30 protein-coding genes and 1 tRNA gene are annotated in these 21680 nt (G+C 69.7%); 16 read left to right on the top strand and 15 right to left on the bottom strand.

Going from position 1 to position 21680, the window contains the following annotated elements:
* Nucleotide 1 precedes the first annotated feature (1 nt).
* From STVA_RS10615 to STVA_RS28575, 3 genes are all read left to right on the top strand, one after another.
* A complete protein-coding gene (locus STVA_RS10615; protein WP_123687932.1) occupies nucleotides 2-412 on the top strand; it encodes a hypothetical protein in 411 nt (136 codons plus the stop codon).
* 253 nt (nucleotides 413-665) lie between these two features.
* On the top strand, nucleotides 666-983 hold the full coding sequence (locus STVA_RS10610; protein WP_142235733.1) for a type II toxin-antitoxin system HicB family antitoxin: 318 nt from the start codon (nucleotides 666-668) through the stop codon (nucleotides 981-983).
* A gap of 23 nt (nucleotides 984-1006) precedes the next feature.
* The gene (locus STVA_RS28575; RefSeq protein WP_420822834.1) at nucleotides 1007-1189 is read left to right on the top strand and encodes a type II toxin-antitoxin system HicA family toxin; all 183 of its coding nucleotides are present in this window, start codon (nucleotides 1007-1009) and stop codon (nucleotides 1187-1189) included.
* Nucleotides 1190-1887: 698 nt separating this feature from the next.
* Here STVA_RS28575 and STVA_RS10600 read toward each other — a convergent pair.
* The gene (locus STVA_RS10600) at nucleotides 1888-2142 is read right to left on the bottom strand and encodes a helix-turn-helix domain-containing protein (RefSeq protein WP_420822817.1); all 255 of its coding nucleotides are present in this window, start codon (nucleotides 2140-2142) and stop codon (nucleotides 1888-1890) included.
* A 119-nt stretch (nucleotides 2143-2261) separates the two neighbouring features.
* On the opposite strand from STVA_RS10600, the gene STVA_RS10595 reads away from it, so the two are divergent.
* The 3 genes from STVA_RS10595 to STVA_RS10585 are packed head-to-tail and all read left to right on the top strand — an operon-like array spanning nucleotide 2262 to nucleotide 3618.
* Complete coding sequence (locus STVA_RS10595) at nucleotides 2262-2771, top strand: hypothetical protein (protein WP_142235732.1); 510 nt, start codon at nucleotides 2262-2264, stop codon at nucleotides 2769-2771.
* Nucleotides 2768-3091 carry a hypothetical protein gene (locus STVA_RS10590; protein ID WP_123687929.1) on the top strand — a complete coding sequence of 108 codons (324 nt, stop codon included), beginning with the start codon at nucleotides 2768-2770 and terminating at the stop codon, nucleotides 3089-3091. The genes STVA_RS10595 and STVA_RS10590 overlap by 4 nt, the downstream gene beginning before the upstream one ends.
* A complete protein-coding gene (locus tag STVA_RS10585) occupies nucleotides 3088-3618 on the top strand; it encodes a hypothetical protein (protein ID WP_123687928.1) in 531 nt (176 codons plus the stop codon). Before STVA_RS10590 ends, STVA_RS10585 begins: the two co-directional genes overlap by 4 nt.
* Nucleotides 3619-3793: 175 nt before the next feature.
* Here the strand turns inward: STVA_RS10585 and STVA_RS10580 are convergent.
* Nucleotides 3794-3869, bottom strand: a tRNA-Phe gene (locus tag STVA_RS10580).
* 154 nt (nucleotides 3870-4023) lie between these two features.
* Here STVA_RS10580 and STVA_RS10575 point away from each other — a divergent pair.
* The 4 genes from STVA_RS10575 to STVA_RS10560 are packed head-to-tail and all read left to right on the top strand — an operon-like array spanning nucleotide 4024 to nucleotide 6860.
* On the top strand, nucleotides 4024-4986 hold the full coding sequence (locus STVA_RS10575) for an ABC transporter substrate-binding protein (protein ID WP_179955449.1): 963 nt from the start codon (nucleotides 4024-4026) through the stop codon (nucleotides 4984-4986).
* Nucleotides 4983-5807, top strand: coding sequence for an ABC transporter permease (locus STVA_RS10570; protein ID WP_179955448.1), 825 nt, complete (start codon nucleotides 4983-4985; stop codon nucleotides 5805-5807). Before STVA_RS10575 ends, STVA_RS10570 begins: the two co-directional genes overlap by 4 nt.
* Nucleotides 5808-5809: 2 nt before the next feature.
* Nucleotides 5810-6598 carry an ABC transporter ATP-binding protein gene (locus STVA_RS10565; RefSeq protein WP_123687925.1) on the top strand — a complete coding sequence of 263 codons (789 nt, stop codon included), beginning with the start codon at nucleotides 5810-5812 and terminating at the stop codon, nucleotides 6596-6598.
* Nucleotides 6591-6860, top strand: a complete 270-nt coding sequence (locus tag STVA_RS10560) for a hypothetical protein (protein WP_123687924.1) — start codon at nucleotides 6591-6593, stop codon at nucleotides 6858-6860. Before STVA_RS10565 ends, STVA_RS10560 begins: the two co-directional genes overlap by 8 nt.
* Nucleotides 6861-6923: 63 nt before the next feature.
* Here STVA_RS10560 and STVA_RS10555 read toward each other — a convergent pair whose 3' ends face one another.
* Genes STVA_RS10555 through STVA_RS10545 form a run of 3 tightly spaced genes read right to left on the bottom strand, consistent with a single transcriptional unit; the run spans nucleotide 6924 to nucleotide 9100 of the window.
* On the bottom strand, nucleotides 6924-7118 hold the full coding sequence (locus STVA_RS10555; protein WP_123687923.1) for a DNA gyrase inhibitor YacG: 195 nt from the start codon (nucleotides 7116-7118) through the stop codon (nucleotides 6924-6926).
* Between the two features lie 12 nt (nucleotides 7119-7130).
* Nucleotides 7131-8495 (bottom strand): ribonuclease E/G, encoded by a 1365-nt coding sequence (locus STVA_RS10550; protein ID WP_142235731.1) that lies wholly within the window; start codon nucleotides 8493-8495, stop codon nucleotides 7131-7133.
* A 2-nt stretch (nucleotides 8496-8497) separates the two neighbouring features.
* Nucleotides 8498-9100 (bottom strand): Maf family protein, encoded by a 603-nt coding sequence (locus tag STVA_RS10545; protein WP_123688765.1) that lies wholly within the window; start codon nucleotides 9098-9100, stop codon nucleotides 8498-8500.
* Nucleotides 9101-9307: 207 nt separating this feature from the next.
* Here STVA_RS10545 and STVA_RS10540 point away from each other — a divergent pair, with 207 nt between their 5' ends.
* Together STVA_RS10540 and STVA_RS10535 are read left to right on the top strand one after the other, a co-directional pair.
* Nucleotides 9308-10474 (top strand): glycosyltransferase, encoded by a 1167-nt coding sequence (locus STVA_RS10540; protein WP_123687921.1) that lies wholly within the window; start codon nucleotides 9308-9310, stop codon nucleotides 10472-10474.
* Between the two features lies 1 nt (nucleotide 10475).
* Nucleotides 10476-11459, top strand: coding sequence for a C45 family autoproteolytic acyltransferase/hydrolase (locus STVA_RS10535; RefSeq protein ID WP_123687920.1), 984 nt, complete (start codon nucleotides 10476-10478; stop codon nucleotides 11457-11459).
* Here STVA_RS10535 and STVA_RS10530 read toward each other — a convergent pair.
* From STVA_RS10530 to STVA_RS10485, 10 genes are all read right to left on the bottom strand, one after another.
* On the bottom strand, nucleotides 11456-12463 hold the full coding sequence (locus tag STVA_RS10530; protein WP_123687919.1) for a phosphotransferase: 1008 nt from the start codon (nucleotides 12461-12463) through the stop codon (nucleotides 11456-11458). The two genes, STVA_RS10535 and STVA_RS10530, sit on opposite strands and share 4 nt — an antisense overlap.
* A 40-nt stretch (nucleotides 12464-12503) precedes the next feature.
* Complete coding sequence (locus STVA_RS10525) at nucleotides 12504-13142, bottom strand: VOC family protein (RefSeq protein WP_123687918.1); 639 nt, start codon at nucleotides 13140-13142, stop codon at nucleotides 12504-12506.
* Between the two features lies 1 nt (nucleotide 13143).
* A complete protein-coding gene (locus STVA_RS10520; protein ID WP_420822833.1) occupies nucleotides 13144-13527 on the bottom strand; it encodes an arsenate-mycothiol transferase ArsC in 384 nt (127 codons plus the stop codon).
* 62 nt (nucleotides 13528-13589) lie between these two features.
* Nucleotides 13590-14141 carry a UPF0262 family protein gene (locus STVA_RS10515; protein ID WP_245978138.1) on the bottom strand — a complete coding sequence of 184 codons (552 nt, stop codon included), beginning with the start codon at nucleotides 14139-14141 and terminating at the stop codon, nucleotides 13590-13592.
* Nucleotides 14095-15393 carry a histidinol dehydrogenase gene (gene hisD / locus STVA_RS10510; protein WP_123687915.1) on the bottom strand — a complete coding sequence of 433 codons (1299 nt, stop codon included), beginning with the start codon at nucleotides 15391-15393 and terminating at the stop codon, nucleotides 14095-14097. The genes STVA_RS10515 and hisD overlap by 47 nt, the downstream gene beginning before the upstream one ends.
* Nucleotides 15394-15397: 4 nt before the next feature.
* Nucleotides 15398-16012: an ATP phosphoribosyltransferase gene (gene hisG / locus STVA_RS10505; protein WP_245978228.1), complete on the bottom strand. Its 615-nt coding sequence runs from the start codon at nucleotides 16010-16012 to the stop codon at nucleotides 15398-15400.
* Nucleotides 16013-16132: 120 nt separating this feature from the next.
* Nucleotides 16133-16561 (bottom strand): DUF2948 family protein, encoded by a 429-nt coding sequence (locus STVA_RS10500; protein ID WP_123687913.1) that lies wholly within the window; start codon nucleotides 16559-16561, stop codon nucleotides 16133-16135.
* Nucleotides 16562-16589: 28 nt separating this feature from the next.
* A complete protein-coding gene (gene murA / locus STVA_RS10495; RefSeq protein WP_123687912.1) occupies nucleotides 16590-17879 on the bottom strand; it encodes a UDP-N-acetylglucosamine 1-carboxyvinyltransferase in 1290 nt (429 codons plus the stop codon).
* 146 nt (nucleotides 17880-18025) lie between these two features.
* Nucleotides 18026-18577 carry a dCTP deaminase gene (gene dcd / locus STVA_RS10490; RefSeq protein ID WP_123687911.1) on the bottom strand — a complete coding sequence of 184 codons (552 nt, stop codon included), beginning with the start codon at nucleotides 18575-18577 and terminating at the stop codon, nucleotides 18026-18028.
* Between the two features lie 36 nt (nucleotides 18578-18613).
* Nucleotides 18614-18775, bottom strand: a complete 162-nt coding sequence (locus STVA_RS10485) for a hypothetical protein (RefSeq protein WP_170221585.1) — start codon at nucleotides 18773-18775, stop codon at nucleotides 18614-18616.
* A 126-nt stretch (nucleotides 18776-18901) separates the two neighbouring features.
* On the opposite strand from STVA_RS10485, the gene STVA_RS10480 reads away from it, so the two are divergent.
* The 4 genes from STVA_RS10480 (at nucleotide 18902) to STVA_RS10465 (ending at nucleotide 21680) form a co-directional block, all read left to right on the top strand.
* Nucleotides 18902-19522, top strand: coding sequence for a glutathione S-transferase family protein (locus tag STVA_RS10480; RefSeq protein WP_123687909.1), 621 nt, complete (start codon nucleotides 18902-18904; stop codon nucleotides 19520-19522).
* A gap of 101 nt (nucleotides 19523-19623) precedes the next feature.
* On the top strand, nucleotides 19624-20046 hold the full coding sequence (locus STVA_RS10475) for a hypothetical protein (protein ID WP_123687908.1): 423 nt from the start codon (nucleotides 19624-19626) through the stop codon (nucleotides 20044-20046).
* A 111-nt stretch (nucleotides 20047-20157) separates the two neighbouring features.
* Nucleotides 20158-21024: a 2-dehydro-3-deoxygalactonokinase gene (locus STVA_RS10470; RefSeq protein ID WP_170216277.1), complete on the top strand. Its 867-nt coding sequence runs from the start codon at nucleotides 20158-20160 to the stop codon at nucleotides 21022-21024.
* Nucleotides 21021-21680: a 2-dehydro-3-deoxy-6-phosphogalactonate aldolase gene (locus STVA_RS10465; protein WP_420822816.1), complete on the top strand. Its 660-nt coding sequence runs from the start codon at nucleotides 21021-21023 to the stop codon at nucleotides 21678-21680. The genes STVA_RS10470 and STVA_RS10465 overlap by 4 nt, the downstream gene beginning before the upstream one ends.

The raw sequence follows: 21680 nt of genomic DNA, 5'->3' as shown, positions 1-21680 counted from the left end.
CATGACCCTCCGCCCCATCCTCCTCGCGCTCTGCCTGGCGGTTGCCGGCACCGCCCAGGCGGCCGATCGGCTGTTTGAGTGCGCGATTGCCGAGGCTCGGAGCGTCGGCAGTGACGGTCGCTTCGGGGATGCGCCGGGCGGCGCTTGGGCGACGAACTTCCGCCTTATATTCGACGAGCGGACCGCCGTTCTGCGTCGTGTCTATCCCGGCGGGACCGCCGCCACGACGCAGTATCGCATCATTCAGAAGGGGTCGGCGGTGAACGACGTCGTCGCCCGCACGACATCACCCGCGATGATCAGCGTGCCGGATGACATGCTCCGAATTCGCGTGTGGGAGCCCGCTATGCCCTTCCTGTTCGTGGACTTGATGACTGTGTGGGGCGGGACGTGCCGACTGCTCGCGCGGTAGCGGCCCAGCATCTGACGACCTTGTGAATGCACGCGTCAACCAACGACACCACATGACGTTGACACCACATGATGCGTGCAACGCACACGCTGCCGGTGTAGCGTCCGCGAGAGGCGTTTCTAAGAGGCCCCGTAGCGCGGCCCTCACAACAAGCGCTCCGCAAATAGGCTTTTTCGATACTGTGGGAGCAAGCACTGGTGTGTCGACGTTCTAAAGATGCTGCGCTAGCGCGCGCTTTCACGTCGGAACGGTGATGGACATGGATCGCATCCTACGCTGCTACGTTCACGGCCAAGGTGATCGCTGGTCAGGAATGTGCCTCGATCTCGATATCGCCGTAGACGGCCCGTCGCTCGAAGACACGATTGCGCTTCTGCAAGAAGCGGTCGAGTTGCACATTGAGTCAGTTCGCGATCTCCCGGCTGAAGAGCGACGGCACCTGCTTTATCGGCCATCTCCGCTGTCGGCGTGGCTGCCGTACTGGTGGGCTGTTCTGCGGTCCTCGATGGCGCGTCGGCCGCCGCCGACCGATCGGTTTGGAGCAAGCCATAACCTGATCTGCCACGCTTGAAGAAGGGCCGCGACATTGTCGCGGTGCTTCTTGCTCACGGCTTCGTGCTGGTTCGCCAGAAAGGTAGCCACCGCCAGTATAGGGCGGAGATCAAGGGGGCGCTGCGGTTGGTCACCCTCTCATGCGCAGACAACGATGAGCCGGCGCCAGGCACCTTGGCCGCGATTGTCCGACAATCTGCCCTCGACCGGGCCCTGTTCCGCTGAACCGAGATTGAGGCCGCCCACCGAGGCGGCCTTTTTCTTGCGCGGTATGACGTCATGCCGTCGCGCCCTCCCGGCACCTGAACGAGAGCCAGCGGGCGCTGGTGACGGCGCGGCTGGGTGACGCTCAGGAACGGGCAGCGCGCTGATCCGGGCGGCAGAAGCCCAGCTGTCTCAATTGAGGCAGCTGCCCCGAACGCTGCGGCATCGCCCCCCCCCGCGTCTGCATCCGAACGCACCGCCCAGGCCGACGCAGCCGCGCTGCTCAACGTGAGCAGCGCGAGCGTACAGCGTGCCCGCGTGGTGATCGATCAGGGAACGCTATGGAGAAATACTCCAGGTCGCCCAGGCCTGCGCTGCTGCTGCAACGCTAGCTGCACCCGCGCCAACAGCGTTCAGCCTCCCCATGAGACGCAATCGTCGGTGCAAGATTTCCGCAGTACCACCGACGCCTCCGTAGCCAACATTAAACTCCTTCGGGAGCGGCACTAGTGAGGCCGCCAGCCATAGCGCAGCAGCTGTGGCACTGGCGGCAACCGTGATCCATGCGAGCATGCCCGTCTCCATCTGGCTGCCATACAATACATCCTATGGGTCTTCGCGCAGAACAATATACGCCTAATAACGCCTCTTCGCGCAATTTCCGCCCGCGTCGAATGGATCGCGTTCCGTGTTCTATGCCCACCTGGACGTGGCGGCACTTACCTACCCTTCCTCAACCGCACCCCTGCCCCGCCGCCGTTCTCCGCGATGAACTCGACGCCCGCGGCTTCGAGGGCGTTGCGGATGGCGGCGATGGTGCGGGGATACAGCGTCTCGCCTCGTTCTAGACGGGCGATTGTATCGGGCGACACGGCCGCCGCCGCCGCGAGATCGCGGACACCCATCCCAAGCGCAGCACGCGCCATCTTGCACTGAACAGCCAACATCAGAACCCCGTTACGAACTTGTTGCATGCTGCCGCATACTGATGCATCGTAACCATGTTCTGAAATCAGAACAACCGACAGCCGGGCGAGGTGTTACCAGCACCCCGCCCGGCCTGACCACAACCAGAACGTTGAGGGTTCAGGAAATGGCTACGAGCAAGATTACTCCAACCGACCCCGGCTTGCCGACCCCGCCCCCCGCCTACGACGTCGCTGCCCCCGCGGACCTGCTGGCACTTGTCGAGCGGCTGGCGCGGGACTACATCACCGGCCCCGGCATCCGACCCGGCGAGATCACGGCGAACCATCCCGCCGTCGCCGCCATCGGCGCGGAGTTGGATCGCGTGATGCCGCACCAGTCCGTCGAACTGGATTTCGCCTACCATCACTTCTTCCGCGGCATCTGGCATATCGGCCTCGAGCGCGAACAGGGCGAGGACGCGCAGCACGTCGCCGTCAACTTCGTCGACAGCTACTTTGAGAACCGGGCGATGACGGAGCCGGCCGTGTCGGCTGCCGAGTGTGCCATGCGCATCCATCATGCGAAGCGGATGGTCCTGGACGGCACCTTCTATGGCGACGCGTCCGACGTCATCGGCTTCCTGGATACCGTGGAAGCGGACTTCGGCCGGATCCTCCGGGAGGCGGGCCGATGACCGCCACCGAGAAGCCGTTCCCCTGGACGGGCCGCGCCGTCTCGACGACCGTCGGGTCGGCCCAGCGCGGCGCCATGGCCGTTCTGGCCCCGCGCCGCGTCTGGTCTGTCTTGTCCCATCGGTTGCGGGCCGAGGCCACCATCACGGGCCGCTATATCAAGCTCTCTGACTACCCCATGGCCTTCGCTGAGTGCGTGGTCGAGGTGGGCGAGCCGTACTGCTGCCGGGTCGCTGCGATCATCGACAACGGCTATCTGGGGCCGGACCTGCTGCTGGGCCGAGAGGCGTTCGGCGGCGGCCGGCCGGAGCCGCAGCCATGACCGCGCCCTGGCCTCCCACTGCCGGGGATATTGCGGCAGCCGTCCAGGCCGGCGCGTCGGTGCGCTCGCTGGCCCGGCACTACGGCCGCGGGCAGACCGCCGTGTTCAACATGGCCCACGCGCTCGGGGTCGAGCTACAGCCCGAGGGGCGGCCGCCGCGGACCCGGAAGCCGGACCGCCCGGGGCGGCCCCCGGTCCCGACCAGCCTCGCAGGACCGCAGCCGTGGCCGGCCAGCCGGGAGACGATCGAGCGGCTGCTACTGGCGGGCATCAGCGACGCCAGGGCCGCAGGGCTGTTCGGCGTGCATCCCCGCACCTACGGGGCACGGCGTCGAAAGCTGCTGGGCTCGAATGCGCGGGCCGGCGACGGCGAGGTGGCGAACGCCGCCGACTACGGCTTCGACCCCGCGGCGCGCTGGCCGGCTGGTGCGTGGTTCGAGGATGACCGCAGGGCGGTCCGCGCGGTCTGTCTGGGGAGGCTTGGCGGGCGGCCGGCTACGGTGTTGCCGATGGTTTTGGTCTGGTGATTCGCGGCGAACATCGACGGAACACCGTGTTGCAGCCATGTTGCACGGAGTCAGCGGGAGCAGTTGGGAAAGCCCGGAAAACCTAAGAAAAGCGTCGTAACACGTTGCAACACGAAGGGGCGCCCGGCCGGCTGGCCGAGGCGCCCCTAAGTATTTGATATCGCTAGGAAAATAATGGTGCCCGGGGGCGGACTTGAACCACCGACACGCGGATTTTCAGTCCGCTGCTCTACCAGCTGAGCTACCCGGGCACCGGGGCGGGGACTGGCCGTCCCGCGCGAGACCGGGCTTATAGGAAACTTCGTCCGTCCTGTCCAGCGTCGGAAAGCGGAAATGGTTCCCTTCCCCGCCCGGCCTGGAAGTTGCTACGGATGGGGCTTCATGTTCCCCCGATGGAGGATGCCGATGCTGACGCGACGCAAGACACTGGGCCTGCTGGCGGCCGGGGCCGCCGGGGCGGCCCTGCCGATCCGCGCCCGCGCCCAGGCGATGCCGAAGATCGTCGTCGGCATGAGCGGCTGGACCGGGTTCGCCCCGATCACGCTGGGCGAGAAGACCGGCCTCTTCAAGAAGCACGGGGTCGAGGTCGAGACCAAGTTCATCCCCCAGAAGGACCGCCACCTCGCCTTCGCGTCCGGCGACATCCAGGCGATCACCACGGTGGTCAACAGCCAGATCAGCTATGCCGCCGCCGGCATCGAGCTGACCCAGGTCATGATCATCGACATCTCCAAGGGCGGCGACGGGGTGGCGGTACGCAGCGCCATCAACGGCTTCGCCGACCTGAAGGGCAAGACCATCGCCTGCGAGGGTGCGGGCTCTGCCCCCTACTTCATGCTGGTCTGGATGCTGAAGAAGAACGGCATGAGCGTGAAGGACGTGAAGCTCGCCTCGCTCGGCCCCAAGGACGCCGCCAACGCCTTCGTCGCCGGGCAGTACGACGCGGCCGCCAGCTACGAGCCCTACCTGTCGGTCATCCGCGACGACCCCAAGGCCGGCAAGATCCTGGCGACCACGGTCGATTATCCCTGCATCGTTGATTCGCTGTCCTTCAGCCCCGCCTACATCGCCAAGAATCGCGCCGCCGTCAGCGCCTTCATCGCGGGCTGGAACGAGTCCCTGGCGATGATCAAGGCGCAGCCGGACGAGAGCTACAAGATCATGGGTGCCCGCGTCAGCCAGTCGCCCGAGCAATTCAAGGCATCGGCCCAGTTCGTCGCCTGGCAGAGCAAGGCCGAGAACAAGGCCTATTTCGAAAGCCAGCTCCTGCCCTTCATGGAGACGGCGGCCGACATCCAGATCGAATCGGGCATCATTCGCAGCCGGCCGGACCTGAAGGCCCTGATGGATCCGAGCTTCCTGTCGTGACCACCCTGCCACCACCGGCCGGGCGGCGGCGCGGACCGTCGCCGTTCGAGCCCCTGGTCGCCATCTCCCCCCGGGCGCGGGTCACGCTCGGGGTCTCGTTCTTCGTGCTCTTCTTCGCCCTCTGGGGCGGGGTCACCTGGGGCGGGCTGGTGAAGCCGCTGTTCCTGGCCGACCCTGCCCGCACCTTCGCCGCGGGCTGGCGCCTGCTGACCGAATTCGGCTTCGCGGGCGACATCGCCATCACCATCGGCCGGGTGGTCGGCGGCTTCGTGGTGGCGGCCGCCCTGGCCGTGCCGCTCGGCATCGCCATGGGCGCCTTCAAGCCGGTCGAGGCCTTCTTCGAACCCTTCGTGTCGTTCGCCCGCTACCTGCCGGCATCGGCCTTCATCCCGCTCTTGATCCTGTGGCTGGGCGTGGACGAGGCGCAGAAGCTGGCCGTCATATTCATCGGCGCCTTCTTCCAGATCGTCCTGATGATCGCGGTCCTGATCGGCGAGACGCGGCGTGACCTGGTGGAGGCCGCCTATACGCTGGGCGCCGGCAGCCGCGGCATCGTCACCCGCGTCATGCTGCCCTATGCCGCCCCGCAGATCGCCGAGACGCTGCGCCTGGTGCTGGGCTGGGCCTGGACCTACGTCATCGTCGCCGAGCTGATCGGCGCGGATGCCGGCATCGGCCACATGATCATGGACAGCCAGCGCTTCCTCGACACCGGCCAGATGATCTTCGGCATCTTCCTGATCGGCGCCATCGGCCTCGTCACCGACCTCGGATTCCGGGCGGTGAACCGCTTCTTCTTCCCCTGGCAGCTCGGACGCTAGACATGGCCGCCGTATCCATCGAAGGCGTCGGGCGGGAATTTCCCGGCCTGCGCGGCGGCCGGTCGACGCGCGCCGTGGTGCCGCTCGACCTCGCCATCGCCGACACCGAGTTCGTGGCCATCCTGGGCCCGTCCGGCTGCGGCAAGTCCACCCTGCTGCGCATCGTGGCCGGGCTCGACCAGGCGACCGAGGGCCGCGTGCTGGTCGACGGGCGCGAGGTGACGCGGCCGGGTGCGGACCGCGGCATGGTGTTCCAGTCCTACACCCTGTTCCCCTGGCTGACGGTGCGCGAGAACATCGGCTTCGGCCCGCGCGAGCGCGGCGTGCCCGAGGCCGAGCGCCGCCGCATCGCCGACCGGCTGATGCAGCAGGTCGGCCTGACCGGCTTTGCCGACCACTATCCCCGCATGCTGTCGGGCGGCATGCAGCAGCGCACGGCGCTGGCCCGGGCGCTGGCCAACGACCCGGCCATCCTGCTGCTGGACGAGCCGTTCGGCGCGCTCGACCACCAGACGCGCGCGCTGATGCAGGAGCTGCTGCTGTCGGTGTGGGAGGCCGATCGCAAGACAGTCCTCTTCGTCACCCACGACATCGAGGAAGCGGTGTTCATGGCCAACCGCGTGCTGGTGATGACCGCCCGGCCCGGCCGCATCAAGTGCGAGGTGCCCGTACCCCTGCCCCACCCGCGCCACTGGCGGATGAAGACGACGCCGGAGTTCGCCGCCATCGAAGAGGAACTGACCGAGGCGATCCGCGAGGAATCGCTGCGGGCGGCCGAGATGAATGTCTGATCCTGCGTCGGCCGAGAAAGGCCTGGTCCAGTTCGAGGTGACCGGTGGCGCTTCGGACCGGGACCTGGTGCGGGCGCTCGCTCGCCGCCTTGCCGAGGGCGGGCCGGAATCCGATCGGTTGCGGGCGGCCATCAATGAGACCATCGGTGGGCAACCCCCGAGGAAAGGCGGCATCCTCAAGGCGCTGCTGGCATCGCCGCTGATCGGCTCCGATCTAGACCTGCCCCGTCCGCGTGAAGAAGGCCGCAAGGTCGCCATCTGATGCGCTGTCTCCTCGACACGAACATCATCAGCAATCTCACATGGCCGATGCCCTCGTGACCTCCTACGGGCGGTCCTCGTCGTCCGCCCCATCCTCGTCCGGCTCGTTCTCGTCCGGCTCGTCGGCCGGGCCGGCCGGAATGCGGTACGCCTCGTTCAGCCAGCGGCCGAGGTCGATCGAGCGGCAGCGCGAGGAACAGAAGGGGCGATGGGCTTCCTTCGCCGGCTCGCCGCAGATGGGACAGGCGGACTGGGTCATCGGAACGCTCCTCTACGGCCGGCCGGCGGCGACGCGGAACGCCGACGGCGCCAGGGCGGGTGCCGCCGCGACGCGGATCGCCAGGCCGGTCGCCTTGGCCAGCGCCGCCAGGTTGCCCGCCAGCGGCCCGCGCAGGGCCGTCTCGACCACTGCACCCGCCTCCACGGTGATGGCCGCCACGGCGGGTTCGCCGGCCGTGCGCGCGGCCGCACGCAGCGCGTCGTAGCCGCGCGCCACCGCCGAGGCGGCGCGGTCGGCGGCCGGCGCCGACATGAGGCTGGCCAGCGACGGGCGGGCGCGACGGCGGGTCAATTCCAGCAGGCCCAGGCGCGACCAGCCGGCGATCTCGACCGGCTCGGGATCGGCTGCCACGGCCTCGCGCATGGCCGCCACCAGGGCATCGCGCGACTTGGCGCCGCCCTCGCGCACGAAATCCACCAGCACCTGGCCACCGATCGCGCGCAGGCGCAGGGCGGCGGCGATCGCGGGCACCGCCTTGCGGTTGATCGTGCCCGGCGCCGCGCGGGAGGCGCCGGCATCAATGTCGATCAATGTCGCGGCCTCGGCCTCGTCGATCACCAGCTCCCCGCCGCCCGGCAGCGGCACCCGGCGAGCCAGGGCGGCCGCCACCTGCTCCTCCACCCCCGCCTCGTCGAACATCCGCCAGCCGGCCGGGTCCAGGACCAGCCGCTCGGCCAGGTCGGGGAACAGGCGGGCCACGTCGGCGCGCGCAGCGGTCAGGCCGGCCCGGTCGGCGAAGGCCACCTCGGCCCCGGCCGCCCACGGCTGCTGGAGCAGCGCCATCCAGGGTTCTGCCGCCGGATGCAGGGCCGCCGGAGCCACGCCCCGGGCCGCGCGCGCCAGCACGGCCGCCCATTCAGCGCGCAGGCGGGCCAGTTCGACGACAACGGCCGCGGGATCGGCATCGGCCGATGCGGCCTTCAGTTCCGCGCCCTCATCATCGGCGAGCGACAGCCCGGCCAGCATCGCCACGCCGCGGGCGGTGCGCAGGCCGGGCCGACCCGCCAGCCAGTCGATGAACCGGCCGGCCAGTCGCGGCCGCGCGGTGACGCCCAGCCCCTTCTCGCCGCCCGCCGCGCGGACGATCTGCACCGGCAGCACGTCGCCCGCCACCGGCGGCGACGCCACGTCCGCCAGCCGCAGGAAGGCCGCCTGCTCCAGCCCGATATCGACGAAGGCGCCATCGAACCCGGCCACGAGCTGGGCGACGCGACCCAGATGGATGGCGCCCACGGCAAAGCGCGGGTCGCCGCGGACGATGTGCAGGTCGACCAGTCGGCCGCCGGCCAATGCCGCCACCCGCGTCTCGCCGGGCACGCGGTCGACCAGGATGCGATCGATGGTGGGCGCGGTCATGGTCATGGCCGCAGCGGGAAGCCGCGGCCGCGCAGCAGTGCGGCCGTCTCGAACAGCGGCAGCCCGACGATGTTGCTGTAGGAGCCGACGATGCCGCGCACGAAGAGCGCCGCCCGGCCCTGTATGGCATAGCCGCCGGCCTTGCCGCGCCATTCGCCGCCGGCCAGGTAGGCATCGATCTCGTCGGCCGTCAGCCGCTTGAACAGCACGGCCGTCTGAACCAGGCTGACCGTGATCTTGCCGCCGGGGGCGGCCAGCGCCACGCCGCCATGGACCCGGTGGCGGCGGCCGGACAGCAGCTCCAGGCAGGTGCGTGCGGTCTGCTCGTCCTCGGCCTTGGGCAGGATGCGGCGGCCACAGGCGACGACGGTGTCGGCGGCCAGGATCCAGCCCTGCGGGTGGCGCGCCGCCACCAGGGCCGCCTTCTCGCCCGCCAGGCGGCGCGCGTGATCGGCCGGCAGTTCCTGGCGGTGGGGGGCCTCGTCGATGTCAGCCGGGTCGACGGCCGCCGGCACGAGGCCGACCTGCCGCAGCAGGTCGAGCCGGCGCGGCGAGGCGGATGCGAGGATCAGGGCCGCCCCATCGGCATCGGAATGTTGCTGCACGGCCACCTTATGAAGACGAAAATCGATGAAGCATCATGCCGGACCGCGACCGCCGTCCAGGCCGCGCTGTGTGCCAGCTTGTCCGGCGCCACGCCATCCAATTTCCCTATCACCCCTCCCGATGTGAACGGATTCAGGGTAGAATCATCGGGCGGCCCGGTGCAGGGTCCGCCTCCTCCATACTGACGGACAGCGCATCGGGAACGAATGTCCATTCTCTACATCCACCACAGCGTCCCGGGCCAGTTCCTCAATCTGATTCAGCATCTGGCGCCGCGGGTCCGGCCGCGCAGCGTCTTCCTGTCGGTGCAGGACAATTCCGCCTTCACCATCGTCGACAAGCACTTCTACCGGCCCGACACGGTCGGCACACCGGGCGACCGGGCGTTGCAACCGGTCGCCAACCTGCTGGGCCACGCGCGCGCCGCCGGGCGCAAGCTGCGGGCGCTTGCGGATTCCGGCTTCCAGCCGCGCCTCGTCATTGCCCATCCCGGCTGGGGCGGTGCCGTGCCGCTGCGCGAGGTCTTTCCCGACGTGCCGATGATCGCCTATTGCGAGTTCTTCCGCGATACCGGCACGACGATGGATGCCATGGGCATGTGGCACATGCAGGCGGCCCTCGACCAGGCCGCGGCCGGCGTGTCGCCCACCAACTGGCAGCGCGGCACCTTCCCGGCCGCCCACCAGCCCAAGATCCGCGTCATCCACGACGGCATCGACACGCGGCGCCTGCACCCGGACCCGCTCGCCCGCTTCGAGCTGCCCGACCTGACCATGCTGTCGGCGCGCGACAAGATCGTCACCTACGTCGCCCGCGGGCTGGAGCCGATGCGCGGCTTCCCGGAATTCCTTTACGCCGTGCCGCGCATCCTGGGCCAGGTGCCGGACGCCAAGATCATCATCGTCGGCGGCGAGCGCGCGCAGTACGGGCCGGAGCCCGAGGGCGGCGGCAGCCACCGCGCCGCCCTCGTGCGCGACATGGGGATGAACGACCCGCGCGTCCATTTCCTTGGCCGCATCCGCTACCAGGATTTCATCCGCCTGATGCAGATCACGACGGCGCACGTCTATTCCTCGCGGCCCTTCGTGCTGTCCTGGTCGGTGATCGAGGCGATGTCGCTGGGGGCGGTCGTCGTCGGGGCGCGCAACCCCGCGGTCGAGGAGGTGATCGAGCACGGCTACAACGGCCTGCTGGCGGAGGCGTCGGACCCCAACGACCTAGCCGCGCGCGTGGTCGACGTGCTGCGCGACCCGCCCGCCTTCGCCTATCTGGCCCGCGCCGCGCGCGAGACCGCGATTGCGCGCTACGACCTGTCGCGCTGCATGCCGCCCTGGCTCGACCTGATGCGCGAGTTGGCGCCGCGGGTCGTCTAGGATGCTGAAGGACTTCGTCGCGGCCCGCGAGGATGAGCCCGGCCAGGATTGGGCGGCACGCTTTCGCACCGGCCGGGAAGCCGCCCGGCGCTGGTATCTGGGCCAGGGGCTGGCGCCACCGCCATCGGCCGCCGAATGCCGGGCGGCGATCGCCCGCCACATGCCCGAACTGCTGGCCCCCTACGACCAAGCCTGCGCGCTGACCGCCGAGGACGACCTCGACCGCTGCATCCTCAGCCACTATCGCCCGCCGCCGATGGGCGACGGCTGCAGCCAAGCCGTGTGGCTGGGCGACGGCGGGCCAGCGTTGGTACGCAACTACGACTTCCGGCTCGACCTCGTGTCCGATCGCTTCGAAAGCACATCCTGGTTCGGACGGGAAGTGATCGCCAAGGCCCAGCGGCCGTGGGGCGGCTGCATCGACGGCATGAACGCCGATGGCCTCGTCGCCAGCCTGACCGCCGGCGGCAGCCCCGCCCAGGGGCTGGGCTTCGCGGTCATCCTGCTGCTGCGCTACGTGCTGGAGACGTGCAGCCGGGTCGACGAGGCCGTGACCGCGCTCTGCCGCATCCCCGTCGCCCTGTCGCAGAACGTGACCCTGCTCGACCGTTCGGGCGACCATGCGACCGTCTTCCTCGGCCCGGACCGCCTGCCCGCCGTCTCGCGCGTGCCGGTCTGCACCAACCATCAGGACACCGCCGCCTCCCGCCAGTTCGACGCCAGCACACGCTCTCTGGCTCGGCACGATGCGCTGATGACGGCGCTGGCCGATCCGGACATGACGCTCGCCGCGCTGACCGCGCGCATGCTGGAGCCGCCCCTCTTTTCCCGCCGCGCGGCATCCGCCACCGCCTATACCGCCGTCTATCGGCCGACCGACGGGCGGGTCGACTATCTGTGGCCGGGCAAGCGCTGGACCCAGCGCATCGGCAACTTCACGCCCGATGCCTATACGCATGACTACGGCGCGTTGGAGGGGGTCTAGGCCAGGACCGCGTGCTCGAACCCCGGCGGCTCGGCACCGGTCAGGAACGACGCAAGGAACATCTTGCCCAGGAGATGCCGGGTTTCGACCGTTCCCGGCGTCAGGAGTCCGTCGGCGATCGCCTGTCGAAAGTCTTCGAGGCTTGGACATGACAGGTCCGTGTCGGGAGCAGCGCGGCCGGCCGCCGCCGAGCCGCTCAGCATGACCCCGGCATAGTAAAGCCGCGTCAGCGCGCGGGTGAGTTCCAGGCGGGTCAGCAGGTCGGCATCCGGCGCGCGGCCCAGCCACGCTCGCAGGAATGCCGCCTCCAGGGCCGGCGCGGTCGCCAGGGTGTCCAAGACCGTCGCGACGTCCACCAGCGGATCGTTGCGGTAGGCCGACTCCCAGTCGATCAGCCACAGCCGCTGGCCGTCGAACAGGATATTGCCGGGGATCAGATCGTTGTGGCTGGCGACGAGCCGGTCAAGGCCGCCGGCATAGGCTTGGCTAATCCTCCCGAGCCGTTCGAAATGGGCATCGAGCAGGCCATCGGCGAAAAGCCCGGTTCGGCGCACGTGGGCGAACAGGCGCCCGACGATGTCCGGATAGTCGACGAAATGCGGAAAGACCGGGCCTTCCTGGAGACGTGCCAGCAGCGCACCGATCGCCACCACCAATGCGGCAGGGCCACCTGGGTAGGTCTGCAACGGGCGATGCGCGATGAAGTCGGTCACCACGACGCGCGCTACCTCGTCGATATGATGCACAACCGGTGCGATCCCGCTCGCCGCGGCGATGCGCAGAGCGTGGTACTGATGGGGGTTGCGCAGTGGGCTTGCCTTGCCCTCGATCCGCAGCAGATAGGGGCGACCCCCAACCTCCACCCGGTAAGGCAATGCTCCCGAGGCGCCGCCGCCTACGGGCGTGACGGTATCAATCTGGGCCGGCCCGAAAGCGCCGGCCAGTGCCGCCCGTGCGGTCTCTCGCTGTGCCGCCGGAAAGGCCTCGATCCAATCCTTGCGCATCACCGCCCTTGGGGAATGCAGGGCGGGCTGCCACCGCCGCCTAGAAAAGCTCCCGCATCCCGCCCGGCGTTTCTATCCGTGCACGATAGCGAAGGCCACCGCCGTGCGAGACGGACGGTGCCCGCTCGATGGCAAGCTCCCGGTAGAGCGCGGATATCGCGTCGGCCTCCGGATGCTCGAGCGAGAACGACCGCAGGCGCGCACCCAGGTCCGCCATCGTCGCCATCGCGCGCGCCTTGCCGCGCCGGTCGATGATCGAGGGTGCCGCCCCGCCCAGCGGCAGCGAGCCGTCGTCCAGCAGCGAGAACTCGAAAGTAGGGTCGCTCGATGGCAGGGAGACCTTCCGGCCGAAGGTCCCTTCCCGACGCGCCAGGACCATGTCGATCCTGTCCGTTCCAGCGACCCAGCCGCGCAGGCGCCGGCCTGCGTCCCAATCCGCCCGGACCGCCTGCTGGTCATCGAGGCCGAACCAGCGAGGGCGCCCCGGCCCCGCGGCATCGGGGTCCACGGCCACGATCTCCAGGTAGACGCCATCGCCCAACTGGAGCAGGTGGTTGTGGGTGCCCATGTAGGCGTGGCGCTGCCCGAACGGCACCTCGAGGCCAAGGCACGACCGGACGTGGGCCACTCCTTCGGCCAGCGTCGGCGCGATGACGGTGAGGTGGTCGAGTTTCAGCATCTCAGGGCGCCGGGGTCGGCAGGCCGGGGAAGCGGGCGGCGATGCGGTCCCACAGCCCGTCGCGGACCGTGCGATAGGCCTCCAGCCGGACATCCCGGCTGCCGTCGACGATGGTCGGGTCGAAGGTCGGCCAGTATTCGACGTCGCACGCCATCGTCCGCGTCATCTCCAGCGCCCGGTGGTGCGCCTCCGGCGAGAGCGTGACGATCAGGTCGAAGGAGGTGTCCTCCAGCTCGTCGAAGCTCTTGGAGCGATGGCGCGACAGGTCGAGCCCGATCTCGGCCATGCAGGCGATCGCGAAAGGGTCGATGGGCTCCGATCGAAGGCCGGCGGAATCGACGAAGATGCGCGCCCGCTGAAGCTGCTTCAGGATCGCCTCGGCCATCGGCGAGCGGACGGAATTCTGGCTGCAGGCGAAGAGGACGCTGGCCGGACGCCGCACCTGGCTCAGCCCCGGATATGCAGCACGCAGACGAGCGTGAAGAGCCGCCGGGCGGTTGCATGGTCGATGGTCGCGCGATCGGCCAGCCGCTCCCGCAGCAGGCGCGAGCCTTCGTCGTGCAGGCCGCGCCGGCCCATGTCGATCGCCTCGATCTGCGAGGGGGTGGAGCGGCGGATAGCCGCGTAGTAGCTCTCGCAGATCATGAAATAGTCCCGCACGATCCGGCGGAAGGCCAGGAGCGGCAGCAGGATCTCCACCAGCGGCTGGTCCTGGGCGTCGCGCACCAGGATGCGCAGGCGGCTGTCGGCGATCGCCAGATGCAGGTGGTAGGGGCCGGCCGGGCCGTCGACCAGGGCGAAGCGGTTCTCCTCCACGAGGTCGAACAGGGCGACGGCGCGCTCATGCTCGACGTCCGGGTTGCGGCGCAGGACGGTGTGCTCGTCCAGCGTCACGCGCGCGATGCGCTGCTCCGGCGGCGCGGCGGCCGCCGGCTCGTCTGCCCGCGGCGGCTCAGCCGGCGGGCCGGAGCCGGATCGCGACCGACCGCGCATGGGCATGCAGCCCCTCCGTCTCGGCCAGCGTCACCGCGGCCGGGCCGATCCGGGCCAGGCTGTCAGCATCGCAGGCGACGAAGGTGGTGCGCTTCAGGAAGTCGAGCACGCCCAGGCCGGACGAGAAGCGCGCGCTGCGCGACGTCGGCAGGACGTGGTTGGGGCCGGCGACATAGTCGCCGACCGCCTCGGGCGTGTAGCGGCCGAGGAAGATGGCCCCGGCATTGACGATGCGGTCGGCCAGCGCCTGGGGCGCGTCGACGGCCAGTTCCAGATGCTCGGGCGCCAGCCGGTCGACCAGGGCCGGTGCCTCGTCCAGGCTGCGCAGCAGGATGACGGCGCCGAAGCGCCGCCAGCTTTCGGCCGCGATCTCACGGCGGGGCATCACCGCCAGCTCGGCCGCCACGGCCGCCACCACGCGGTCGGCGAAGGCCGCGTCGTCGGTCAGCAGGATCGACTGGGCCGCCATGTCATGCTCGGCCTGGGACAAGAGGTCGGCCGCGATCCAGTCCGGGTCGTTGGCACCATCGGCCACCACCAGGATCTCCGACGGGCCGGCAATCATGTCGATGCCGACGGTGCCGAAGACGCGGCGCTTGGCGGCGGCGACATAGGCATTGCCCGGACCGACGATCTTGTCGACCGCCGCGATGCTCCGGGTGCCATAGGCAAGTGCCGCCACCGCCTGGGCCCCGCCCACGCGATAGACTTCGTCCACCCCCGCGATCGACAGCGCCGCCAGCACCAGCGGGTTGAGGATGCCGTCCGGCGTCGGCACCGTCACCGCAACCCGGCCGACGCCCGCCACCTTGGCCGGAAGCGCGTTCATCAGGACCGAGCTGGGATAGGCGGCAAGCCCGCCCGGGACATAGAGGCCGACGGCCGGGATCGGCCGCCACACCATGCCGAGCCGCACCCCGGCCGCGTCCACATGGTCGATGCCGGCCGGCATCTGCAGTCGGTGGAACGCCTCGATCCGGCCGGCGGCCATGCGCAGGGCGGCGACTGCTTCGGGCGCGCAGCGCTCGACCGCGCCATGCACCTCGGTCGCCGGGATGCGCAGCCCGATGGCGGCCGTGTCGAGCCGGTCGAAGCGGTGGGTATATTCGGCGACCGCCACGTCGCCGCGCGAGCGCACGTCGGCGATGATCGCAGCCGCGACCTGGTCGACATCCTCGTCGGCCTCGCGCTTCTCGGCCAGCAGGGCCAGGAAGTCGGCTTCGAAGCCCGGGTCGGCGGTGGAAAGACGGCGAACCATAAGACTAGTGGCGGGTGGCCGGGGCCTCGGTCACCGCTCTGAAGCGGTCGACCCAGCCCTGGACCTCGTCCGGCCGTGTCTTCAGCGCGGCGCGGTTGACGATCAGGCGCGACGAGATGTCGGCGATGTGCTCGATCTCCACCAGGCCGTTGGCCTTCAAGGTCGAGCCCGTCTGCACCAGGTCGACGATGCGCCGGCAGAGGCCGATGCGCGGCGCCAGTTCCACCGCGCCATGGAGCGCGATGCATTCGGCCTGCACGCCGCGCGCGGCGAAATGGCGGCGGGTGAGCTGGGGATACTTGGTCGCGACGCGCACATGGCTCCAGCGCGACGGGTCGTCGGTGGCCGACAGTTCCTCGGGCTCGGCCACCATCAGCCGGCAATGGCCGATCTTCAGGTCGAGCGGGGCATAGATCTCGGGATAGTCGAACTCCATCAGCACGTCGCTGCCGGCGACGCCCAGATGGGCGGCGCCAAAGGCCACGAAGGCGCCCACGTCGAAGCTGCGGACGCGGATGATGTCGATCCCGGGGCGGTTGGTCTTGAAGCGGAGCTGGCGATCGTCGGGATCATCGAACGCGGGCTCCGGCTCGATCCCGGCACGGCGCACCATGGGCATCACTTCCTTGAGGATGCGGCCCTTGGGCAGCGCGAGCACGAGGACATCGTTCGCGGACAACGGAAAGCTCCCTGAAACGCTGGAAAGGAATAGGTGCGCCCGGCAATGGCCGGGGCCTGGTCAACCTTCTTCGAGCGGATGCGACGGCCGCCACTGGGTGGGCCACGGCTCGTCGATATCCTGTAGATGGCACAGGATTTCCTCTGCTTCCAGCCGGATCGTGGCGCCGCCGGCGAACTCCAGATGGATTCCGCCCTCCACCGGCGTCGTCGCCAGCAGGGACAGCAGCGCCTCGCGCTTGGACTGGTCGACGCCGCGATGGCGCACGCCCGTCACCCCGTCGAAGCACACCCCGGCATGGACCCGCTCCAGCAGCCCGCCCTCGGCATCGCGGCACCCTTCCCAGCAAAAACGGCTGGCAACGAGCAGGAAGCGACCGCTCTCCCGCTCCCAGGTCATGTCGCCCAGGGTGACGATCGCGTCCTGCAGGCAGGCCGAGATCACCGACATGTCCTCGGCATCGACCGCACGCAGCTTCAGCTTTGCCATCGGCCCCTCCTTGCCATCCGCCGTAACGTCAGGATTCGCGAATTCGCTCCACCTCGGCACCGCATGCCGCCAGCTTCTCCTCCACCCGCTCGTAGCCGCGGTCGAGATGATAGACGCGGCTGAGGATGGTATCGCCCTCGGCCGCCAGCCCGGCCAGCACGAGCGAAACCGATGCCCGCAGGTCCGTCGCCATCACCGGCGCCCCGGTCAGCCGCGGCACGCCGCGGACGAGGGCCGAGGCATGGTGGACATTGATGTTGGCGCCCATGCGCGTCAGCTCGGGCACATGCATGAAGCGGTTCTCGAAGATCGTCTCGGTGATCATCGCCGCCCCGCCCGCCGTCGACATCAGCGCCATGAGCTGGGCCTGAAGATCGGTCGGGAAGCCCGGATAGGGCTCGGTCATCACGTCGATGCCGGTCAGGCGGCCGTTGGCGCGGCGCACGCGGATGCCGCGCGCGGTCTCCTCCACCGTCAGGCCGGCCGGGGTCAGCGCATCGGCCACCGACCGCACAAGGTCGAGCCGGCCGCCGATCAGCTCGACGTCGCCGTCGGTGATCGCGACCGCCATCATGTAGGTGCCGGTCTCGATCCGGTCCGAGATGACGGTGTGGGCGGCGCCGTGCAGGCGATCCTTGCCGCGGATGCGGATTCGGTCAGTGCCGGCGCCTTCGATATCGGCCCCCATCGCCGACAGGCATTCCGCCAGGTCGACGATCTCCGGCTCACGGGCGGCGTTCAACAGCACCGTCTCGCCACGCGCCAGGGTGGCCGCCATCAGCAGGTTCTCGGTGGCGCCGACCGACACGAACGGGAAGACGATCTCGGCCCCGACCAGCCCGCCGGGGGCGCTCGCCTCGATGTAGCCCGCGGTCAGCTCGACCTTGGCGCCCAGCCGCTCCAGCCCCTTCAGGTGCAGGTCGACCGGCCGCGTGCCGATGGCGCAGCCGCCGGGCAGCGAGACGCGCGCCCGGCCCTCGCGCGCCACCAGCGGCCCCAGCACCAGCACCGAGGCGCGCATCTTGCGCACCAGGTCGTAGGGCGCCGTCGTGCTGGTGATCGTGCCGGCCTGCAAGGCCATCACCCGGCCGGTATGGCCGCCGCCGGGGGCCGCGCCGTCGATGCCGACCGATACGCCGTGCTGGGCCAGCAGGCTGGCCATGGTGGCGATGTCTGCCAGGTGCGGCACGTTCGACAGCGTCAGCGTGCCGTCGGTCAGCAGCGAGGCGGCCATCAGCGGCAGGGTCGCGTTCTTGGCGCCGCTGATCGGGATCTGGCCGTGCAGCGGCCGGCCGCCGCGAATGCGAATCTTGTCCATGGACGGCTGGAACCTCGAATCAGGTTCTGCCCCGGGATCGCAACCGATCGCGGGGCCGGGGACGGCGGAGACGAACATATATCGGGGCTTCATCCATGCAAATGAACCCCGCCTTCAGGGCGGCGGCGTGGCCGCGGTGCGCCGGATCAGAGGCGGGGCAGGGTTACGCCTTGCTGGCGCATGTACTTGCCGGCCCGGTCGGCATAGGAGGTCTCGCAAGGGCCGGCGCCCTGGAAGAACAGGAACTGGCAGATCCCCTCGCCCGCATAGATCTTGGCCGGCAGCGGCGTGGTGTTGGAGATCTCGATCGTCACGTGCCCTTCCCACTCCGGCTCCAGCGGGGTCACGTTGACGATGATGCCGCAGCGCGCATAGGTCGACTTGCCGAGGCAGATGACCAGCACGTCGCGCGGCACGCGGAAATACTCCATCGTCCGGCCCAGCGCGAAGCTGTTGGGCGGCACGATGCAGACGTCGAGCTCGCGATCGACGAAGCTGTTGGGCGCGAAGTTCTTGGGGTCGACGATGGCATTGTCGACGTTGGTGAAGATCTTGAACTCGCGCGACACCCGGGCGTCGTAGCCATAGGACGACAGGCCATAGGAGATCACGCCTTCGCGCGTCTGGCGCTCGACGAAGGGCTCTATCATCCCCTTCCCCGCGCTTTCGCGGATCCAGGAGTCGGGCATCACTGGCATTGGAAAATCCGGCGACCGATTGCGGGTCGGCCGTTTCTAGTCGATTGCCGGCCGCGCGGGAAGCTCGGAGGGATCGACGGCTTCGCCTGGGGTCGCACCACCGCCGCCGACCGATGGCTCGGAACAGGTCGCGGCGTCGCTGCGCCCGCGGCTCTGCGCCTTGCGGCGGCGCAGGTTCTCGCGCAGGGCGGCGGCCATCCGGTCGGCATCTTTGCTCATGCCGGCAGCCTAATCCAGGACGACAGGCTTTGGAACAGGAGCGGCTGGCGCTAGCATCGCCGGCCGGTGCCGGGAACGGTGCCCGTTTCGGAGGAAAGATCGCCCATGCTCAGGATTCTCGGCCGCAAGACCTCGTCCAACGTCCAGAAGGTGCTGTGGCTCTGCACTGAACTCGACCTGCCCTACGCGAGGGAGGATATCGGCGGCCCGTACGGGCGCAACAAGGATCCGGAGTACCTGGCGCTGAACCCCAACGGCCTGGTGCCCACGGTCGACGACGACGGGTTCGTGCTGTGGGAATCGCACGCCATCATGCGCTACCTGGCGGCCAAGCATGGCGCCGAAGCGCTGTGGCCGGCCGACCTGAAGGCCCGCGCCGACATCGACCGCTGGATGGACTGGGGCGCCACCGTCGCCGGCCCCGCCATCACGCCCATGTTCCTGCAGATCGTGCGCACGCCCAAGCCCGACCAGGACCCCAAGGTGATCGCCGCCTCGCAGCAGAAGACGGCCGAGGCGCTGACGCTGCTCGACCAGCACCTGGCGGGCCGCAAGTATATCGCCGGCGACAGCTTCACCCTGGCCGACATCCCGACCGGCATCCAGGCGTTCCGCTGGTTCTGGTTCCCGATCGAGCGCCCCGACCTGCCGAACGTGAAGGCCTGGTACGAGCGCCTGGGTGAGCGCGCGGGCTATCGCCAGCACGTGATGAACCCGCTCGTCTGACAGGCTACGGCTCAAGCCTGGTTCTATTCCATCGTCCCCCGGAACTTCCGGCCCGCCCCGCAGTTGGCTTCCCAGGTGGGAGTCCAGCGGCGGAGGCGGCGATGATGGCAGGCAGCGCGACGGATGAGCAGGAATGCGGCAGCATCGCCGCCACAGGTTCTTCCGGCGTGGTCCAGTACATACATCTGGGCGCCCTGCCGGACGACGATGAGGGCGTCACCTGCTACGAGGCCGTGTTCGAGGGTGGCCGGATCCATATCCCGAGCCACGGAATCGACCTGCCCAGCGCGCGCCGGCACCTGGCCGAGGCCCGCAGCGAGCAGGCGCGCCTTCACATCGTCGTCGGACGGCCGATCGGCCTGGACGCCGGCGGTGCCACCAGGGTTGCCGTCGGCTATGCCGAGCCCCTCTTCGCCTACACGATCGACGACGTCGAACTGCTGGGCCAGGTCGAGTGCGGCAAGGCGTTGCCGGACGCGATGCCGGGCTCTGCAATTCCACCGGACGTGCGCATCATCGCCTGATATCCAGACCGGCATCGACCGGTCTAGGATACCCCCAAACAGTGGTCTTCTGGGGGAATGTCGGCTTTGGCGGCTCTGCTCAGCGTCGATTGGGGGACGACGTCCCTTCGCGTGTATCTCCTGACAGCCGATGGCGGCGTGCTCGACGAGCGCGAGGCGCCGCTCGGCATCATGAACATCGCGGGTGGGGCGTTCGCTGCCGCCCTGCATGATGCCTGCCGCCCATGGCTGGAGCGGCATGGACCGCTGCCGGCATTGCTGTCGGGCATGATCGGCAGCCGCCAGGGCTGGATCGAGGCGCCCTACCTGCCCTGCCCCGTGGCACTGGACGAACTCGGCCGCCACCTGACGCCGATCACCGTGCCCGACTTCGGGCCCATCCGCGTGGCACCCGGCGTCACCGCCCGCGACCGCGACGGCGTGCCCGACGTCATGCGCGGCGAGGAATGCCAGATCGTCGGCGCGCTGGCCCTCATGGCGATCGACGGCGGCACCTTCCTGTTGCCCGGCACCCACTCCAAGACCGTCACCGTCGCGCAGGGCCGGATCATCGGCTTCCATACCTGCATGACCGGGGAGCTGTTCGCGGCCCTGCGGACCCACACCATCCTCGGCCGCCTGATGGGTGCGGCAAGCGGGGACGGCTCCGGCTTCGCGCGGGGCGTCGATGCCGCGCGCGGGCTGCAGGGGGCGGGCCAGTTGCTGCACGCGATTTTCGCCGCGCGGACCCTGCGCCTTTTCGACGAACTGGCCGAGGACGAGGCAGCCGACTACCTCTCCGGCCTGCTGATCGGTGCGGAACTGGGCGGGATCGCGGCCGGCGACGGCGAACTGATCCTGATCGGCAGCGCCGACCTGGCCGATCGCTACCGCCGGGCGGCACGGCGCCTGGGCATTGCGACGCGGGATGCGCCGGCCGCCTGCGTACGCGCGGGCCACCTGGCGCTCGCCACCCAGGCCGGGCTCGTCCGGCGATGAACCGCAGACAGGAAGACTGGCCCGAGATGCCGCTCGATTTCGAAGCCGCGTTCCAACGCTGCCCGCTGGTCGCCATCCTGCGCGGCATCCGGCCGGACGAGGCCCGCCCGATCGGGGCCGCCCTGGTCGAGGCCGGCTTCACGCTGATCGAGGTGCCGCTGAACTCGCCCGAGCCCCTACGCTCGATCGCGGCCCTGGCCGAAGCCTTTTCCGATCGCGCCGTGATCGGCGCGGGCACGGTCACCAGCGCCCGCGAGGTGGCCGACATCGCGGCTGCCAGCGGCACGCTGGTCGTCAGCCCCCACTGCGACCCGGCGGTGATTCGCGCCGCCCGCCTGCGCGGGATGACCGCCATCCCCGGCGCCTTCACCCCGACCGAGGCGTTCGCGGCACTGGCCGCCGGCGCCGATGCCGTCAAGCTGTTCCCGGCCGAGGCGCTGCCACCGGCCGCCGTCAAGGCCTGGGGCGCGGTGCTGCCGCGCGGCACCCGGCTGCTGCCGGTGGGAGGCGTGACGCTGGCCAACATGGCCGACTATCGTGCGGCCGGGGCGGCCGGCTTCGGGCTGGGGTCCGCGCTCTACAAGCCGGGCGACAGCGCTGAGGCGGTCGGCGCCAAGGCGCGCGCTTTCCTGGCCGCCTCCAGCCCGGCGGCCTGA

Source organism: Stella humosa (assembly GCF_006738645.1).
Lineage (GTDB): Bacteria > Pseudomonadota > Alphaproteobacteria > ATCC43930 > Allostellaceae > Allostella > Allostella humosa.
This window is presented reverse-complemented; position numbering and strand designations above follow the sequence as displayed.

Coding starts and splice junctions, on each gene's coding strand:
- STVA_RS10610 (WP_142235733.1), top strand. CDS start 666: ATGGACATGGATCGCATCCTACGCTGCTACGTTCACGGCCAAGGTGAT.
- STVA_RS10575 (WP_179955449.1), top strand. CDS start 4,024: ATGCTGACGCGACGCAAGACACTGGGCCTGCTGGCGGCCGGGGCCGCC.
- STVA_RS10500 (WP_123687913.1), bottom strand. CDS start 16,561: ATGGCAAAGCTGAAGCTGCGTGCGGTCGATGCCGAGGACATGTCGGTG.
- STVA_RS10475 (WP_123687908.1), top strand. CDS start 19,624: ATGATGGCAGGCAGCGCGACGGATGAGCAGGAATGCGGCAGCATCGCC.
- STVA_RS10565 (WP_123687925.1), top strand. CDS start 5,810: ATGGCCGCCGTATCCATCGAAGGCGTCGGGCGGGAATTTCCCGGCCTG.
- STVA_RS10600 (WP_420822817.1), bottom strand. CDS start 2,142: ATGCAACAAGTTCGTAACGGGGTTCTGATGTTGGCTGTTCAGTGCAAG.
- STVA_RS10535 (WP_123687920.1), top strand. CDS start 10,476: ATGCTGAAGGACTTCGTCGCGGCCCGCGAGGATGAGCCCGGCCAGGAT.
- murA (WP_123687912.1), bottom strand. CDS start 17,879: ATGGACAAGATTCGCATTCGCGGCGGCCGGCCGCTGCACGGCCAGATC.
- STVA_RS10540 (WP_123687921.1), top strand. CDS start 9,308: ATGTCCATTCTCTACATCCACCACAGCGTCCCGGGCCAGTTCCTCAAT.
- STVA_RS10615 (WP_123687932.1), top strand. CDS start 2: ATGACCCTCCGCCCCATCCTCCTCGCGCTCTGCCTGGCGGTTGCCGGC.
- hisG (WP_245978228.1), bottom strand. CDS start 16,012: ATGCCCATGGTGCGCCGTGCCGGGATCGAGCCGGAGCCCGCGTTCGAT.
- STVA_RS10485 (WP_170221585.1), bottom strand. CDS start 18,775: ATGGCCGCCGCCCTGCGCGAGAACCTGCGCCGCCGCAAGGCGCAGAGC.
- STVA_RS10525 (WP_123687918.1), bottom strand. CDS start 13,142: ATGCTGAAACTCGACCACCTCACCGTCATCGCGCCGACGCTGGCCGAA.
- STVA_RS10555 (WP_123687923.1), bottom strand. CDS start 7,118: ATGACCCAGTCCGCCTGTCCCATCTGCGGCGAGCCGGCGAAGGAAGCC.
- STVA_RS10560 (WP_123687924.1), top strand. CDS start 6,591: ATGTCTGATCCTGCGTCGGCCGAGAAAGGCCTGGTCCAGTTCGAGGTG.
- STVA_RS10595 (WP_142235732.1), top strand. CDS start 2,262: ATGGCTACGAGCAAGATTACTCCAACCGACCCCGGCTTGCCGACCCCG.
- STVA_RS10530 (WP_123687919.1), bottom strand. CDS start 12,463: ATGCGCAAGGATTGGATCGAGGCCTTTCCGGCGGCACAGCGAGAGACC.
- STVA_RS10590 (WP_123687929.1), top strand. CDS start 2,768: ATGACCGCCACCGAGAAGCCGTTCCCCTGGACGGGCCGCGCCGTCTCG.
- hisD (WP_123687915.1), bottom strand. CDS start 15,393: ATGGTTCGCCGTCTTTCCACCGCCGACCCGGGCTTCGAAGCCGACTTC.
- STVA_RS10465 (WP_420822816.1), top strand. CDS start 21,021: ATGAACCGCAGACAGGAAGACTGGCCCGAGATGCCGCTCGATTTCGAA.
- STVA_RS10480 (WP_123687909.1), top strand. CDS start 18,902: ATGCTCAGGATTCTCGGCCGCAAGACCTCGTCCAACGTCCAGAAGGTG.
- STVA_RS10515 (WP_245978138.1), bottom strand. CDS start 14,141: ATGCCCATGCGCGGTCGGTCGCGATCCGGCTCCGGCCCGCCGGCTGAG.
- dcd (WP_123687911.1), bottom strand. CDS start 18,577: ATGCCAGTGATGCCCGACTCCTGGATCCGCGAAAGCGCGGGGAAGGGG.
- STVA_RS10520 (WP_420822833.1), bottom strand. CDS start 13,527: ATGGCCGAGGCGATCCTGAAGCAGCTTCAGCGGGCGCGCATCTTCGTC.
- STVA_RS10585 (WP_123687928.1), top strand. CDS start 3,088: ATGACCGCGCCCTGGCCTCCCACTGCCGGGGATATTGCGGCAGCCGTC.
- STVA_RS10550 (WP_142235731.1), bottom strand. CDS start 8,495: ATGACCGCGCCCACCATCGATCGCATCCTGGTCGACCGCGTGCCCGGC.